Origin of the sequence: Paenibacillus sp. JNUCC-31 (assembly GCF_014844075.1) — a bacterium.
GTDB lineage: Bacteria > Bacillota > Bacilli > Paenibacillales > Paenibacillaceae > Paenibacillus.
In genome coordinates this window covers 5,668,788-5,683,158 of the sequence record NZ_CP062165.1, presented here as the reverse complement: position 1 = coordinate 5,683,158, position 14,371 = coordinate 5,668,788, and the positions used below count along the sequence as shown (strand labels likewise).

Genomic DNA, 14,371 nt, shown 5'->3' with positions numbered 1-14,371 from the left:
TCCTATACAAACCGATCTTGGAATGTGATGCGCATCAAAACGGATCGAACTGTTTCTGAATCTGTCCAAGTCAGAATATTGTTCCCTAGATTTAAGTCGAAGAAATCGCCGTTCATTTTGAATAAAACGTTTTGCCCATTCTGCGTAAACTTAAGATTCTTTGAATCAATTACAATCCTGTCACCCGGATCAAATGTACCCTCGAACTCAATGTAGTCAACGTGATACCTCGACGCATTCGCCTGAAATTGAGCTTCGCCGGACATTCCTGATGAGAGCTTCATTTCACGTATGAAATCTGCCGTCATACTGGATTCGCCGGACATTTGTGTAGCCTCAAAGACGTATTCTCGCACAAAATCACTTTGCATTTGAGCCTCACCGCACATCTCGGCACTAAACGTCATCTCCATAGCGTATTGCAACTCGTATTCCGTTGCCGTACTTTGATCAGGCGAGTTGAACGCGACAAGGTTAAACCCTGCCACATTCTCATCACCCTCAATTCTGCGAGAATAGAGTTGTGCTCCACCTGACATAGCAGCGGCCATATCGATAATATTTTCGCCGCCTGCATTGTTAAATGCTATTTCGTTGAATTCTCCACCGAACAAGACCGCCGCCTCCTTCTGCCTTATACCTCGTATTTGACATTGGTAATTTCTTCGTATTCGTCAGGAGTAATTTCCCCGAAAGGATTAGCCTCCGTCTTAACCGCACCTTTAAGTGCTTCAGCAGTTACCCATTTCCACTTGAATGCCATAGACCAAAACGTCATACCAAATCAGCTCCTTTAAGATTAATTAGTTCCAATTTTGTCGCAGCGAGTTCAGCGCCTAAGTTGCCAATCATTTGTTGTTGTTGCATACTGTTTAACTTTGAAATGGCAAGTTCTTGTCCAAGCGCATTTACTGTGGAAGATTGTTGCATGGCTTGAAGCTTCATGATGCTCAATTGCTGTCCGAGCATATCCGTTTCAGATGGTTCCGCAGGCCGCGGCTTGGTCAATTCGTCAATCTCAGCTTGACTTAATCCCTCCACCCACAGGTCAGGAAATTTTTCCTGTGGACCATCCTTTATGGCGTCTTGGTATGCTTCCCAAGCCGCTATATCAAACCTTGGCCGGAACAGTCCAGCAGGAACCGGCACGCCTACGATATACCCCGCAATTTCCCTCTCTACTTCTTCCTCGTCCTCTTCTTGTACATCAGGCTCCGCAGGCTGTTCAGGCGCATCAGGATTAAATACCACTGGCTCCGGTTCGACATAAAAAGGGACGACACCGGAAAAGGCATCGTCCACCAACTCGTCCTCCATATAGAGGCCGTCTGTATTTACTTTAGGTACGGCTTTCATGTGATCCCTCCTTTACTGTTCGGACAAAAATGAAATTGAATCGAGAGAGTATAGCGTTGTGCTTCCACCATAAGGCTGCACGTCACCGTTAGCGTTAACGATGATCCGCCCCAATACCTGTCCGCTACCATCAGATGAGTGGGCTACAAACTGCATACTCATATTCTTTGGTCGATAGCCTGGTGGCAATTTCAGGAGTATAGAGTTAAGCGCACCGCTTTTAACCATCCCCTTGAAACGCACAATCCCGTTACTGTCTTTGTAGTATCCAACTGGCAGAGTATCGTTGTAAATCACCCATCCATTAAGCAGTGTCGGCGCAATCCATGCAGGAGCATCCTTCTCCGCCTTTTTCGACTCCAGCACCGATATCCGTGTCGTGTTCTCCTGAATGGATTTAACGGCATCCAGCAGCAGAGCCTTTTCATTCTCGGCATACGTCCCGGTGAAGTCGGCAACCGGATACTTGTCCAGCATCAGGTATGTGACACTGTAGGCTGCTGATGGATCAAACAAAGGTGCATTTAAAAATGCACGTTCAACCCCGTTGCTATTTGTATCGGATATCCTCGACCACTTATCTTGACGATTATTTTTGTAAATTGTCACCACTTGCTTCGCCTTATGCTTTAACGGGTTTGGGGCTACTGTCCCTACCGTGTTGACGGAATTGATCTCATACGTATTGTAGAGAGAGGACAGCGCAGGCTTTGTCGATTCACGCAACACAATCCCTGTTCCTACCTCCACCTGATTATCTCCCTCAAAGAACGTCAATTGCCCCTCAGACGTGATCGGTTCCACGACAGGAGTTGCAAGCTGGTATAGGAGTTGGTATGGCGCAACCGTAAGAACCTTCGTTGTCGGAAGTGCGTTGACACCGCCAGAAGATCGATCGACTGGAACGAACCATTTCCCCACTCCATCAGTTCTGTTATAAACACCACTTCCATCAGGATTGGTATTTACATCGTACATCTTCCATCCCATGAAATACGCCTTAATCTCTTCTAATGTCGGTGTATATGAGTCTCCCCATCCACTGTCGGCACTTGGAATAGACATGTATACATCCCCTGCTGAAGTGACTGCGTTAGTATCGGGCGTGTTGCCCGTGCTTCCTTGGGGCAATAACTTACCATCAAATTTCGTGACAATTCCGCTCCCAGCTACTGCGTTCAGTGCTAGACCTGCCGCTTTAACTTGTTTGAGTCCAGCAGAACCACCAGCCTCGCCAATTCCCCATGTTCTACTACCATCCAATACAACCTTACGCCACTTCGCCAGTTTGAAATACTGCCCATCACGCTCAAATACGCTGTCTGGGTTAGCGCCAGTGTCTGGATTAGCATGTAGCTCTGTTTGCAGGGCAAACATGGAGTCTTCACGTGGTTTGAATGGCTTTGCTGTGTTTCCGATTATCATCGAAGCTTCTGTAAATATTGCAGTACCTGTAATCTTGGCGTAATTCGAATCCAGTGTATTAAGGACGACTTCCAAATAAATCGTTCCTTGGATTGGAGTTATTACTCCAAAATTAATTCTCACGCCGTCAATTCTTGTTTTGTCTTCACCGCAAAAGTAACAGTACATGCTTGCGTTTGCTCCTTGAGATGAAACGGACACAATATATTGTTGCGAAGGAATGACGGGAACATAATATCTAACGTAGCTACCACCGACTGTCGTGGCGTTAATCGTTACTTTGTGTGGATTATCAATGGATATGTTATCGCCAGGTTGAATGCCCGTTTCCCATTCGTAAAACGGTGGCAATAGGTTAGCCCCATACCGGATCACATACGGGTTAAGCACCCCAAATATACCCACCTGACTTTGGTAGTTAAGCACTGTCCGGCCTTGTAGCCCCGCCAGCTTAAACGCTGCGTCCTGATTAGCACTGACAACATGTAGTCTGGGTTGGAGTGTAATGGATGCACGCTCGGGAGTATCCAGTCTATCAGCTAGTTCCAATATATTTTCGCGAGCCGCGTCCCAATCCGCAGCGGCAAAATTACGAGCAACCCTCGTTCCTGCTGTCCATGCTCTGGCAACGCCTTGGAATCCCCGAACACACCCAATCAATGTGTTTCCGTCAACGGATGTATACAAAATGGTTTCTGCGGCGTCCCCGTTTCCAATTGTGGCAATCCCTTCACCTGTCAAAAGGACTTCAATATCAGCGACAGTTATATCTGTCTGTGACTCTGTAATTAAATCCGTAAGCTCCGTTTTAGGAGAGTTTACAACTGCTGGATACATCTTTTTCATATTGCCACCTACCCTTCGTCTATCTTAAGTTGCCCAACCAAGAAACGTATTAGATCATTGATCAATACCGTTCTCGGCGTTTTCACGGCTCCGTGATACAACAAATTACCTCCTGTCGGCGCGTCCCGGATTCCAATGTGTGTCACCATGCCTTGGTCTGCTGTAGCGATTGGAAATGATACATCAGCAGTATTCTGAACCCCTGCTCTCCGGTCTGTGACCACGGGTTCCCCGAATATCACTTGTTGACGCGAATACCCCCGCCTGTCACCTCTTGGCCCGTATCGGCATCTGTAGGGTTAGATGTGTAAAGTGCAATATATACTTTAGGTGGAGCAGTGAAACTAATGCCTCGCAACGCTGCATTAATCGATGCTTTCTTCCAATAGATAGATTTGGATAACAATACCTCAGCCAAAATAACCCCTCCTATTCAATTTGATACTCATTGGCGATGCGAAATTTTCGAATAACATTTGTACCCTGATTGGTCAGGATAATAAGTGGTGCTGTTCGGACATTACCACCACTGAAGACATTCTCCAGATGTGGCGATGTCGTTATGGTTGTTTCTGATATTTCTTCGCGCCCATAGGCGAACGGATCATGAGCGATTAGGGACAGAGAAAACATCCCTAAGCCCATAATCCGGTCAGGATCAAAAGCGCCTGTCAGTTGCACGGAAAAAGCCTGATTCGGCCTCTCTCGCTGTCTCAGTTCGAGCTTGCGAGGTTTTCCGTAGCTGTCCACTAAATGAGCAGCCAACCCCATAACAGACTGTTGCAGAGCCATATAGTCCTTGGTAATCATGGCACAATCGTATGCGAACGTTCTCGCCCCGATATCTGCGCCGAAATTGTATGATCCATTGCGTCCGGGGATGTTCAGCGTCCGGTCCACGGTATCCGGTAAACCCGGACGGCGAGACGTGCCACGCACCTCGAAGCCCAATTCTATATTGGACTTACCGCCGAGCCATATCATTTCATTACTCATCGTGCACCTCCTGTACCTCGCGTAGCCTGCTGTGTGAGTGCGAACATTTCAAGTGCAAGTTCCTTCGCTAAGGATCGGATGTCTTCGTCACTCCGCACACTGAAGACAGCACCCGAAAACAGCCCTTCCATGTTCAAACTTATAGAATCGGAATCAGCGCCGCCGCCAGAAGATGAACCAACAGACGGTTGAACCGCTTCGGCCATTTCCCGCGCCTGACGCTGAACGTTGGTCATCATGCTTGCCATACCTTGCACAAGCCCTTTCCCGGCCATCTCCCCGATCCATGCCATTTCACGAGACGGCGAATGAATATCCAGCGCCTTCTGCATGGTGGTACGTACAGAGTCGGCAATTGCCTTGGCTTTCGCCTGCACCGCACCTTGCATGGAAGACAGTCCATCAAGCAATCCCTGCATCGCTTGCTTACCGATGTTCGGCAAGTCGGATTTCATCGCATTAAACTGGTTCGTGGTACCGACCCGGATCGCTTTCACCTTGGCATCAAAATCAGCCTTGAGTCCATCCAATTGAGTGGCAGCATCCACGCGAAGCTGAGTAATCTGCTTGTCTGTATCTTCGCGTAATCCGGTCAGCTCCTGCACCGCAATGGCTCGGGACTCTGCCGACTTGGTTTGCCAAAGTCCGGTGTACTCTGCAAGTTGTTCGTCCGTCAACGTGTTCAACGCTGCCAGTTCAGGTGCAGCCTTAGGACCCATTTGCCGCAATTCTTCCAACAGACCCTTGTCAATGCCTCGCGCGGCCAGCGTTTCAATATTAGATGCCCACGTAGCTAGATAGTCCACTTGACCACGAAGGTTATCCAGTAGCTGCTGGCCGGATGTCTCGGACTTGGCAACCACTTCGTCGAACAATCCCGCAAAATCGTTGATCGCCTTGGCTCGCTGCTCTACCGCCTGTTCGTAGACGCCGTTAAGACGCAATTCTTCAGCGGCGACATTCGCATTCACTTCTTTGGTTTTTGCAAGGAAATCTTCACTGGCTTGGGTGAGCTGGTTGTATATCTCCAGTTTGACTTTGCCCGCTGCCTCTTCCGCTGCCTTCGCTTCATCTGATCCGGCTTTATATCTGGCCTGCACCCGCTCCCAAGCAGATAACTGCTGAGTAAGAGACATTTCGTTTGCGGCTGCCGCCTTTTCAATATAATCCTTCGAAGACTGGAAGCTTGCTTTTGCCAGTTCCTGCTTGATCTTATAGGCTTCCTTCTCGGCCGCGATATGCTGCGCAGTTCCGGCTTTGTACTTAGCCTGAACTTTTTCCCACATCGCCAATTCTTGTTCCAATGTAACCTTGCCCGTAGAAGCTCTGGCATCAATGTACGCCTTCGATGCTGCAAAGGAATCCTTCGCCGCCTTCTCAGCCGATTTGGTCTGCTGCTCGTGGGCTTTCTTAATCTCAAGCGTCACTTTCTGGACTTGTGCTGATGTTTTGGCGTATTGATCCTTTACCTTCTGCAAGGCCGCCACATAACCGGCAGTGTCTAGATTGCCCATTTTGAAGTTGTACTGAGCGGTAGCAAATGCATCCTTGAACGCCTTGTTTACCTTGGTGGCCGTCTCCTTAGCTGCCTTTTCCGCTGTCTTGGTCTTATTGCTAATACCGTTTGCCAAACCTTGACCGATGTTTTCCCCGTATCCGGTTGTAAGTCGTGATGGCGAGTGGATGTCAAAGAATTTCTTGAAGAATCCACCAATGGCTTCCGAAATCTCTTTGGCCTTTTGAACAACCACGTCTTTCATATTGCCGATACCCTGTACCAGACCTTGGATGATATTCTTACCGACATCTTTCATCGTAGCGAATGCATTTTTGAAGATTCCTGTGATACCCTTCCAGACAGTTTCAGTTACACCTTTGGCTGCGTTCCACGCCCCTGCCCAATCACCTTTGAAGATGGCCAGCCATGTTTTGATAATGCCGGATATCACACCGATGACGGTTTCCACGATGATCTTAATCGCATTCCATACTCCGGTGAAGACCGATTTGATTACGTTGAACACCGTACGGAACAAGGTGGTGATTGTCGCGCCCCATGTATCCCAAAACGCCTTGATGTTGTTGAACACAGTCTTAATAACCGTGAATATCACAGTGAAGGTCGCGCTGAATAGCGTCTTCAAGATTTCGAAGACACCTTTGAATGCAGCCGTGATCGTTGATCCCCATTTATCCCAGAAGGATTTAATATCATTGAAGGCAACCCGCACAAAATCCAAAATGGCTTTAATCACTGTGTTGAAGATTAAAGACAAGCCTGCCCAATATGCCTTGAAGAAAGCTGTAATATCATTGCCCCACGTGGCCCAGAATGATTTAATCCCGGCAAAGATGGATTTCACAACTTCAGATATGGCTTTAAATACCGTATTAAAGACTAGCTTGATACCGTTCCAAAGTGTGTTAAATAGTCCGGTGATCTCTCCGCCCCACGTGGCCCAAAACGACTTGAGCGCACCAAAAACAGCTTCGGCTGCCGATTTGATGGCTTGCCAAGCTGCGTTAAGTGCGTCTCTTACCGTTTCGTTAGTCTTGTACAAATATGTCAGTCCGACAGCGACAGCGGCGATGGCTGCGACAACAATACCGATTGGACCCGTGATGGCCGTCCAAAGTGCCGTGAACATCGGTGTAAGCATCGTCAGCCCCGCCGCAATCTGCGGCATGAATCCAATCAGAATTAGAAGTGGCCCCGCAATAAGTGCCAAGGCTGCCGTGATGGCCCCAAGCACCGCAATAAATGATTTCGTACCCTCCGGTACCTTGTTGAACATATCGATAACGACTTGCACCGTGGAAACAATTCTCCGCAGGGCTGGAATTAGCGCATTACCAATAGTAATCTGCGCTGTCTCCATGGCCCCTCGCATTTCTTCAAGCGCACCTTTAAGGGTATCCAGCTTCTGCGCGGCAACCATTTGGGCATCGATCTTATCCATGGCCGCCGCCATAGCATCGATCCCCTCGGCACCCTCTTTATACAGGATGTTACCCGCGCGGATCGCATCTGATCCGAACATCGTATTCATGGCCGCTTGTCGCTGCATGTCATTCAGACCGGACATCTTTTCGTTTAAGAGTCCAGCAATTTCAGACATATCTTTCAGGGAACCATTCGCATCGTAGAATGACGAATACACCCAGCCGTTTGCCTCGGCCATTTCCTTCGCTTGCTTAAAATACTTCCCTGTTACTGTCTTGGCCCCGTCTGCTCGGGCCATATAAGTTGCTAAAGCTTGGGTTATACCGTCAATGCTCATTTCAGCAGGTTTGATACCTTGTTTCGAAAGATACTCCATAGCTTTCCCGGTGTCCAACGTCAAAAGGCCCAAATCCTTGAATGTGGCATAAGCGTCTGCCGTGGTTGGCTGAAGCCGCATAAGCATGGTTTTGAGGGATGTACCCGCATCAGACCCCTTCAAGCCATTTTGCGCAAATGCCGCCAACGCCGTTGCTGTATCTTTAAAGGACAAGCCCACTGAAGCGGCAACAGAAGCCGATTGGGACAATCCGAATTTTAGTTCGCTTACGCTGGTTGCTGAAGCGTTCGCTGCCCCGGCCAAAAATATCGGCCGCATCTTGGACGGAAAGCGAATCGGATTTGAAGGCGTTGAGCGCTGTAGAAGCAATCTCGGCAGCATCTGCCAGCTCCAATTCTCCAGCCGTTGCTAACGACAACGCACCAGAAAGACCGCCGCTCATGACATCTTGTACCTTGACACCAGCTTTGATCAGTTCTTCGATACCTTGGGCTGCCTCGGTCGCGCTGTACTTCGTCTGCGCGCCCATGGTGATCGCGAGCTGTTCCAGTTCGGCCTTGAACTTACTTACCTCTGCCGGGTCCATAACCGAATAGGCATTCGCCATGCCTTGTTCAAAGTCTGCTGCGCTTTTCACAGCAACGCCTAGCCCGGCTGCTAAGCCCGTGCCAAACGCCGTGACCCCCGCGCCGACTTTCTTCATTTGGTCGAAGCTGTTACCCATCGATTGCTTCGCTTGCTCAAAAGCATCTTTGTAATCTTGACCCAGCTTACTAACCTTTTTGCCTTGATCTCCAATTTCTTCGGTTGTCTCATCCAAACGGTTGTTCAGTCCGCGCAGCTCCTGCTCCGTCTTTTGAACCTCGCGCTGGAATGCTCTGTACTGTCCTTCGGTGATGTCGCCACGGGCAAACTGCTGATTCACTTGTTCTTGTACTTGGCGTAAGCGGCTTAGTTTTTCCTGCGTATTGCTCACCGAATTAGCAAGAAGTTTTTGTTTCTGTGCAAGCAGCTCCGTATTCCCCGGATCTAACTTCAACAGCTTTTCAACCTGTCTTAGCTCGGATTGGATATCCCTTGATTTTTTGTTGACATCAGATAAGGCTTTGCTAAGCCCCGTTGTTTCCGCACCAATGACAACGTTGATCCCCTTAATCGTTTCCGCCACACGGCCCACCTACCCTTTGTATCAGGCAGGCATGGCTCGCTACTTGGTGTGCGGCTCGCTCTGTTCCTTCATTTTGACTTCAACTATTTTTTTGCACCGCAAACACTTGATCTCCAGATCAGCAAAACGCGCCTTAAAGAGCAAATGCCCGCAATGCGGACACTTCACTTTTTCCATTATGCTTCACCACACATTCATGATGCTCTTTTATAAATTCCCAGACGTTTGGGAATCTCCCTCTACCTGAATTCGTAGCCGCCCCATTTCAGCGGCAAGTTTCTTTTTAGTGTTTTTGATTCGAACAATGATCCCCTCCACCTGTCTACGGGTTAAACCGCCCTTTGCCGGACGCTGTTGCAGTTCAGCAAGCTCAGCGTGGAGTTTCTCCACTTTGCGATTTGAATAATACGCTGTATAAACCTTGCCGCAATGCGGACAGGAAAAACCAACCCTGTCCACACCCGGCAACACCTGTTCTTTTCCATGGCTGATCAGCACGAAATCCTGACCGCACCCATCACTGCATGTCATTGGTAACATGTGTACACTCCTAACGCCCATAAAAGGCATCAATGTCCGCTTGTGTAGCTTCTCGCGGCCCTTTCTTCTGCTCTTCCTTCCCTGTGAAGCTTCGAGCAAGATCAATTAAATCAGAACAGGTCATTTCGCTCATTTCCTGCATGCTCAAGCCGATTCGCTTGCCAATCGCCAACATATCTATCTCTAAACGAGAATCATTTTCTACGGCCTGCGAATGCTCCTTTGACTCCCTGATTTTGACGAAAAAAGCCTGTCGTGGCTTCCTCCACAATATCGATAATGAATCCCTCATCCGAGAAATCGATATCTTCACCATAATCATTCAGCCACGTTTCAAATTTAGGGAAGGGTTTTCCGTACTGATACGCCTTCGCCATAGCCCAAGCCAGTTGCAGGAAAGACAAGAAGTTAATATTACCCAGTGCAAGAGCATCGGATGTGGTAGCTACAGGGTTGACTTCTGGGTTTTCTTCTTGATCTCCACCTGTATCATAGTCGCTAATCATCTTTGTCATATCGCCAATTAAATCAGCTCCAAATTCCTGTCTATAGTAAAGTAGTGCCGGGGCTGATGCAGTGATTGGTACTTTCTTTTCTCCAAATTGAAGTTCTTTCATGCCTATCGTCTCCATTCATTTAAATATGGCTGAATCCCGTCCAATCTCACCGGACGGGATTCCAAATCTTTGAGAAGTTAAGCCGCAGGTGTGAATGTCGGCGTGTAGACTTTGGAGAAGAAGGAATTGAACTCAGTTGCATTCGTTGCGTTCAATTCCATATCACCTTTAACGATGACATTATCATTGATCTCAATTGGCGAAGTTGTCATTGTCAAGGTTTCGCCCACAATTTCTGTTGACTCCCCTTTAGTGGTATTCTCCTTCGCTGTACGAGCTGCTTGGCAATCGTAGTGCACGAAGCGTCTATCACGCTTGTCGCCTTTCACTTGGCCCAGCAAAGCAAATTTCTCAGGCATACCGTCTGCGATTTCGACCAACATACCATTGTCATCAATCTTCCAGCCAAACATCCGGGCTTTGATCTCATCTGGAATGTTTGCCATCTCCAGTTCTCCGGTATAACCGTTGTTACTTGTCACAAGGAAATATGCCATGTTGTCAGCATAAAACGTGGTTGTCTCCCCTTGCGCTTCAGGTGTCCAGCGCACAGCACCTGGAATCGGAATTGGCGTTTCCCATGCTGGTTGTCCGGTTGTAGCATCTTTATCAAAGAATGCAATGTGTACCTTGTCCAGACCAAACGTAACTTTGTTTTCTGACATTTGTCGTCACCCTCCAATGAGTTGTATTTCATAAATGATTTGATACATCGCTTCGCTATCAAGCGTAATTTCGGTTTTCGAATATGGTAATTCAGCCACTTCAAGGACATCTTCCACAAGCCCTTCAGCCACCAAATCCTTGATGTCGGTGTATAGCTCGATCTGAAAATTGGAAATCTTCAGATAGTTCCGGTTGTCCGCCATCAAGTCGCCCGAATAGGCAAATTGATAGACGATGAACGGCGGATCAGGAGCGGGTAATTCAGGCGTAGACTTGAACTCGCCATAGGCTAAGGGTAATCCGATGGATTCAAGCAGTTGATATAATTCGGCTTGCTGCATCCCCGTCTATCCCCCGTTCCTGATGATTCGTTTAATATCGTCCGGTAGATTCGCGGCATGACGATCATAGGCAGGACGCAAATGTGGACGGCCTGCAACTCTGCCGCCGCCCCGCTTCGCATATCCGAATTCATTCAAATGAACGATTCTGGATTTTTTCTTATTCCAAACCACTCGCTTGGCCTTTCCACTACTTCCCTGTTTGGTCACCTTGAATCCTTTGGCATACTTCCCTGTCCTCTTAGGTGCATTGGCTTCAACATCAGCACGAACCAGTTCCGCAACTTCATCAACACGCGTTTCTATCGCGTCAGAGACATCATCTGTATATGCCTTGACAGCCCTCACGATTTCCTGCGCCAGTTGGTTAATGGTTGTCATTTGCCCTTCACCTTCCCACATACTAGCTCGACTTCCTCGTCATGCTCTGAATATGTCCGAATGACTTGATATCGAACGCCTTCAAACGTGACTAGCTGCTCGCCGCTGTATTCATATGGATGCATGACAAAGACGATTTCCGGTGCCATCCCGGCGGTAGCTGCGCTATAAAATTCATTGCGCCCCACCGAACGAAGATCACAAAGCACTGGCGTTTCCACAGGATCAATGACGATCTCATTCCCGATGTTATCTTTTGTACGGCCACCGGGCTTGATTAAGATGAGTTCGTGGTCACCTCTCATGTGTTCTTCCTCCGTGCATGCAGAATCAGGTTATGGAGCCTGAATTGAAGGTGTCTCGGCATTGAACCCTCGGTGTCCCTGCTCTGGTAGCGCCACGCGGCATAATCTACGCAAAACTGGAGGTGATTGGCGTTGTCCGCATCCAGCGTCAACCCCTTCTCATCCTCCAGTTCCGTGACCACCGAATTAGCGATGGCCGTAATGTAGTTGTCCCGCACGTTTGCACGAATAGCCAAACGTTCCTTGATTAATCCAACAATCAGGGCGATATCCATATCAATCGCCTACTTCCTCAATTAATGGTTCGCCGCGAAGATTGTCCGAACTCAACAATTCTTCTAAGCGTTCCTTTTTCCCACGGCCAGACCGAGGATACTTATCCCCGGCACGGTAAATGTGATTTTTATCTTCTAAATCCTTGAAATCCTTAATGACGATGTAAGGCATTTAGATCACCCTTTCGTGTTTAGGCTCCGTCTGGAGTTTCAGTTGCTTCATTAGCCTTATCAGGTGCGAATGCAACACTTTTTGTCGGCTCCGCGTTCTGGATGTTAAAGAGAATGAATGAATCAGGACGTACAGGTTTCCCGTCATAGCGTGCCGTGCCCTTAAACACGACTTCATCCTCGATCCAACGCACATGCTCGGATGCACCAAAGAAACCGCCTTGACGCTCAGACAACAGATACTTCTCAAGATATCCGCCTGCAATGTCGCCTACCGGAACAAAATCAAGGAATTCAACTTTTGCACCTACAACAGGGAACGTGCCCCCATTAGCCGCCACAATCGTACCCGCAGCATTAACGGAAAGGGATTCAGGAAGAACCAAGCTGTTCCAAGTCATCTCATTCATGACCAACACAAGCCCGTTTCTCGCTCTACGGCTTTTCGCATTCGCAAGTGTTTTCAGCACAGACTTAAACAGTTCAACTCCCGTAGCCACTGGCAACTTTTTGATGTTAGTGGTCGATACATCAGGGCCATAATCAGGTGTTGCATCAGCCAGACGTGTAACGAAACCGAGCGGCATTTTCACGCCAGTGCCGTATACAATCGCCTTGTCCAGCGCATATCCGATCGCTTCGCCAAGCATGTACTCTACTTCATTTGCAAGGTTAATATCCGAATCTTCCAATGTAGCTTTGCAAACCGGAATAAAACCGCCAACCTTGTATCCATCAATCTCAATCTGAGAGAAATCAAAGGACAATTCATTGAGCTTCCCGCAAGCTTCCGTCCAGATTGCTTCCGGGATTTCACCAGCAATCGTTTGACGTGCTGTTCCTTTCAATGGGCGAAGTCGAACATACTTGACCAATTTTGAGAACCCATCCAGATTGTCACGAAGCAGCTCTAGCACCGTATCAGGAATGGTCAGCTCCGCACCATTAACTGCACGTTTCTCAGCCATCAGGCTACGAACGCGTTCATAGAATTCTTTTACCTCGGCCCGTTGCACATACGCTGTACGTTGCTCCCGAGTCATACCAAAGTTTGCTCTTTTGCTCATTCTTGTTTCGCCCCCTACGATTTGTGGTTGTTGCATTTGTTGTCTTTGCTCTCCGCCATTTCCGGGCGTATTGGTAGGCTCTTTACTGTTCAACTCTTCCAGTTCAGATTCCATTTGTGTAATTTCATCTTCAAGTGTGCCTTTCTTGGAAGCAACCTCTTCCTTCTCCTGCTCAAGTGCCTCAATACTTTCTTCCACTGTATTGATTTCCTCTTCGGTAGTAGCTTCTTCAATCGCTCGCTCCAGTTCTTCAGACCGAGTAATGAGTCCGCGTTCCTGTTCCAGATAGCCTTCCAAGTCTGCCTTCCGCTGTTTAATCTTTTTTGCAAGCATAATTTGTCTCAGTGCCATTATTTAATCAGCCTCCCCTTTAGTTGATGTTTCCGTTGTTGCATTTGACGGTCACGATGCTGCGCAACCTCATCCTTCCTTGCCTGCACCCCTGTATCAGCGTAGGCCGGGAACGTGACAACGCTCACCTCATGTAGATCAATCTCGCGAATGGTCCATTTCACCGTGCCGTCATCCCGCCAATCTGTTTCCTCTCGCAAAATGTTGAAACCGAAAGAACATTGATCTACATCGCCTCGCTTAACCCTCGCATACAGGTTCATCGCGTCCGAATCATCCGGGTTGATCTTGACTCTACCCCAAAGACCATGACTGTCCGTTTTCAGTTCCAGCGTTCCCGCCTTATTCCGGCCAAGAACAAACATGGTTTCGTGATTCGCCAGCGCCCGGATATCATTACTAAGGGTGCGTTCGAACGCTTCAGACGCAATCTCTTCGAAAGCGCCTTGCCAAAGCTCTGTTTCCCGGTTGAACACTGCAAAATAGCCTTCAATCACCAAAGACTGGTCATCCGCTTCACGTGTTTCGAGTTTGGTTGTCAGGCTGCGGGTAACTTTCACTGTCCTATCCATCTTCCTCACCTCC

19 protein-coding genes and 1 pseudogene are annotated in these 14,371 nt (G+C 48.2%); all 20 read right to left on the bottom strand.

All coding sequences use genetic code 11. The features are described from left to right. Positions 1-2: 2 nt before the first annotated feature. Positions 3-614 (bottom strand): phage distal tail protein, encoded by a 612-nt coding sequence (locus JNUCC31_RS24945; protein WP_192265727.1) that lies wholly within the window; start codon positions 612-614, stop codon positions 3-5. Positions 615-634: 20 nt separating this feature from the next. Then, positions 635-778 (bottom strand): XkdX family protein, encoded by a 144-nt coding sequence (locus JNUCC31_RS24940; protein ID WP_192265725.1) that lies wholly within the window; start codon positions 776-778, stop codon positions 635-637. Beyond that, complete coding sequence (locus JNUCC31_RS24935) at positions 775-1,356, bottom strand: hypothetical protein (RefSeq protein WP_192265723.1); 582 nt, start codon at positions 1,354-1,356, stop codon at positions 775-777. Before JNUCC31_RS24935 ends, JNUCC31_RS24940 begins: the two co-directional genes overlap by 4 nt. A gap of 12 nt (positions 1,357-1,368) precedes the next feature. Further along, the gene (locus JNUCC31_RS24930; RefSeq protein ID WP_192265720.1) at positions 1,369-3,627 is read right to left on the bottom strand and encodes a hypothetical protein; all 2,259 of its coding nucleotides are present in this window, start codon (positions 3,625-3,627) and stop codon (positions 1,369-1,371) included. 8 nt (positions 3,628-3,635) lie between these two features. Then, positions 3,636-4,045 (bottom strand): annotated as a pseudogene (locus JNUCC31_RS34160) (phage tail fiber protein). Positions 4,046-4,056: 11 nt separating this feature from the next. Further along, complete coding sequence (locus JNUCC31_RS24920; RefSeq protein ID WP_192265718.1) at positions 4,057-4,623, bottom strand: phage tail domain-containing protein; 567 nt, start codon at positions 4,621-4,623, stop codon at positions 4,057-4,059. Continuing rightward, positions 4,620-8,222, bottom strand: a complete 3,603-nt coding sequence (locus JNUCC31_RS24915) for a phage tail tape measure protein (RefSeq protein ID WP_267132486.1) — start codon at positions 8,220-8,222, stop codon at positions 4,620-4,622. Before JNUCC31_RS24915 ends, JNUCC31_RS24920 begins: the two co-directional genes overlap by 4 nt. Further along, positions 8,107-9,072, bottom strand: a complete 966-nt coding sequence (locus tag JNUCC31_RS33885; protein WP_267132485.1) for a phage tail tape measure protein — start codon at positions 9,070-9,072, stop codon at positions 8,107-8,109. The genes JNUCC31_RS24915 and JNUCC31_RS33885 overlap by 116 nt, the downstream gene beginning before the upstream one ends. Before the next feature lie 39 nt (positions 9,073-9,111). Beyond that, positions 9,112-9,249 carry a Com family DNA-binding transcriptional regulator gene (locus JNUCC31_RS34155; RefSeq protein ID WP_192265714.1) on the bottom strand — a complete coding sequence of 46 codons (138 nt, stop codon included), beginning with the start codon at positions 9,247-9,249 and terminating at the stop codon, positions 9,112-9,114. A gap of 30 nt (positions 9,250-9,279) precedes the next feature. Further along, positions 9,280-9,612, bottom strand: a complete 333-nt coding sequence (locus JNUCC31_RS24905) for a hypothetical protein (protein ID WP_192265711.1) — start codon at positions 9,610-9,612, stop codon at positions 9,280-9,282. 10 nt (positions 9,613-9,622) lie between these two features. Beyond that, positions 9,623-9,787, bottom strand: a complete 165-nt coding sequence (locus JNUCC31_RS24900; protein ID WP_192273550.1) for a hypothetical protein — start codon at positions 9,785-9,787, stop codon at positions 9,623-9,625. Between the two features lie 19 nt (positions 9,788-9,806). Further along, positions 9,807-10,229, bottom strand: a complete 423-nt coding sequence (locus JNUCC31_RS24895; RefSeq protein WP_192265709.1) for a hypothetical protein — start codon at positions 10,227-10,229, stop codon at positions 9,807-9,809. Positions 10,230-10,306: 77 nt separating this feature from the next. Beyond that, entirely contained in the window at positions 10,307-10,894 is a 588-nt protein-coding gene (locus JNUCC31_RS24890) for a major tail protein (RefSeq protein WP_192265707.1), read from the bottom strand. Positions 10,895-10,900: 6 nt separating this feature from the next. After that, on the bottom strand, positions 10,901-11,236 hold the full coding sequence (locus JNUCC31_RS24885; protein WP_192265705.1) for a hypothetical protein: 336 nt from the start codon (positions 11,234-11,236) through the stop codon (positions 10,901-10,903). Between the two features lie 6 nt (positions 11,237-11,242). Next, positions 11,243-11,617 (bottom strand): HK97 gp10 family phage protein, encoded by a 375-nt coding sequence (locus JNUCC31_RS24880; protein ID WP_192265703.1) that lies wholly within the window; start codon positions 11,615-11,617, stop codon positions 11,243-11,245. Further along, the gene (locus JNUCC31_RS24875) at positions 11,614-11,922 is read right to left on the bottom strand and encodes a phage head closure protein (RefSeq protein ID WP_192265701.1); all 309 of its coding nucleotides are present in this window, start codon (positions 11,920-11,922) and stop codon (positions 11,614-11,616) included. The genes JNUCC31_RS24880 and JNUCC31_RS24875 overlap by 4 nt, the downstream gene beginning before the upstream one ends. Next, positions 11,919-12,197 carry a hypothetical protein gene (locus tag JNUCC31_RS24870; RefSeq protein ID WP_192265700.1) on the bottom strand — a complete coding sequence of 93 codons (279 nt, stop codon included), beginning with the start codon at positions 12,195-12,197 and terminating at the stop codon, positions 11,919-11,921. Before JNUCC31_RS24870 ends, JNUCC31_RS24875 begins: the two co-directional genes overlap by 4 nt. Position 12,198: 1 nt before the next feature. Continuing rightward, positions 12,199-12,369, bottom strand: coding sequence for a hypothetical protein (locus tag JNUCC31_RS24865; protein ID WP_192265699.1), 171 nt, complete (start codon positions 12,367-12,369; stop codon positions 12,199-12,201). A gap of 19 nt (positions 12,370-12,388) precedes the next feature. Next, the gene (locus JNUCC31_RS24860; RefSeq protein WP_192265698.1) at positions 12,389-13,786 is read right to left on the bottom strand and encodes a phage major capsid protein; all 1,398 of its coding nucleotides are present in this window, start codon (positions 13,784-13,786) and stop codon (positions 12,389-12,391) included. Further along, a complete protein-coding gene (locus tag JNUCC31_RS24855) occupies positions 13,786-14,358 on the bottom strand; it encodes an HK97 family phage prohead protease (protein WP_192265697.1) in 573 nt (190 codons plus the stop codon). Before JNUCC31_RS24855 ends, JNUCC31_RS24860 begins: the two co-directional genes overlap by 1 nt. Positions 14,359-14,371 lie beyond the last annotated feature (13 nt).

What these genes read in the sequence shown, in the direction of transcription:
- JNUCC31_RS24855 (WP_192265697.1), bottom strand. Translation starts at nt 14,358, where the DNA reads ATGGATAGGACAGTGAAAGTTACCCGCAGCCTGACAACCAAACTCGAA.
- JNUCC31_RS24880 (WP_192265703.1), bottom strand. Translation starts at nt 11,617, where the DNA reads ATGACAACCATTAACCAACTGGCGCAGGAAATCGTGAGGGCTGTCAAG.
- JNUCC31_RS24930 (WP_192265720.1), bottom strand. Translation starts at nt 3,627, where the DNA reads ATGAAAAAGATGTATCCAGCAGTTGTAAACTCTCCTAAAACGGAGCTT.
- JNUCC31_RS24860 (WP_192265698.1), bottom strand. Translation starts at nt 13,786, where the DNA reads ATGGCACTGAGACAAATTATGCTTGCAAAAAAGATTAAACAGCGGAAG.
- JNUCC31_RS24885 (WP_192265705.1), bottom strand. Translation starts at nt 11,236, where the DNA reads ATGCAGCAAGCCGAATTATATCAACTGCTTGAATCCATCGGATTACCC.
- JNUCC31_RS24895 (WP_192265709.1), bottom strand. Translation starts at nt 10,229, where the DNA reads ATGAAAGAACTTCAATTTGGAGAAAAGAAAGTACCAATCACTGCATCA.
- JNUCC31_RS24875 (WP_192265701.1), bottom strand. Translation starts at nt 11,922, where the DNA reads ATGAGAGGTGACCACGAACTCATCTTAATCAAGCCCGGTGGCCGTACA.
- JNUCC31_RS24900 (WP_192273550.1), bottom strand. Translation starts at nt 9,787, where the DNA reads ATGTTGGCGATTGGCAAGCGAATCGGCTTGAGCATGCAGGAAATGAGC.
- JNUCC31_RS24870 (WP_192265700.1), bottom strand. Translation starts at nt 12,197, where the DNA reads ATGGATATCGCCCTGATTGTTGGATTAATCAAGGAACGTTTGGCTATT.
- JNUCC31_RS24920 (WP_192265718.1), bottom strand. Translation starts at nt 4,623, where the DNA reads ATGAGTAATGAAATGATATGGCTCGGCGGTAAGTCCAATATAGAATTG.
- JNUCC31_RS24935 (WP_192265723.1), bottom strand. Translation starts at nt 1,356, where the DNA reads ATGAAAGCCGTACCTAAAGTAAATACAGACGGCCTCTATATGGAGGAC.
- JNUCC31_RS24865 (WP_192265699.1), bottom strand. Translation starts at nt 12,369, where the DNA reads ATGCCTTACATCGTCATTAAGGATTTCAAGGATTTAGAAGATAAAAAT.
- JNUCC31_RS24915 (WP_267132486.1), bottom strand. Translation starts at nt 8,222, where the DNA reads ATGCGGCCGATATTTTTGGCCGGGGCAGCGAACGCTTCAGCAACCAGC.
- JNUCC31_RS34155 (WP_192265714.1), bottom strand. Translation starts at nt 9,249, where the DNA reads ATGGAAAAAGTGAAGTGTCCGCATTGCGGGCATTTGCTCTTTAAGGCG.
- JNUCC31_RS24940 (WP_192265725.1), bottom strand. Translation starts at nt 778, where the DNA reads ATGACGTTTTGGTCTATGGCATTCAAGTGGAAATGGGTAACTGCTGAA.
- JNUCC31_RS24890 (WP_192265707.1), bottom strand. Translation starts at nt 10,894, where the DNA reads ATGTCAGAAAACAAAGTTACGTTTGGTCTGGACAAGGTACACATTGCA.
- JNUCC31_RS24905 (WP_192265711.1), bottom strand. Translation starts at nt 9,612, where the DNA reads ATGTTACCAATGACATGCAGTGATGGGTGCGGTCAGGATTTCGTGCTG.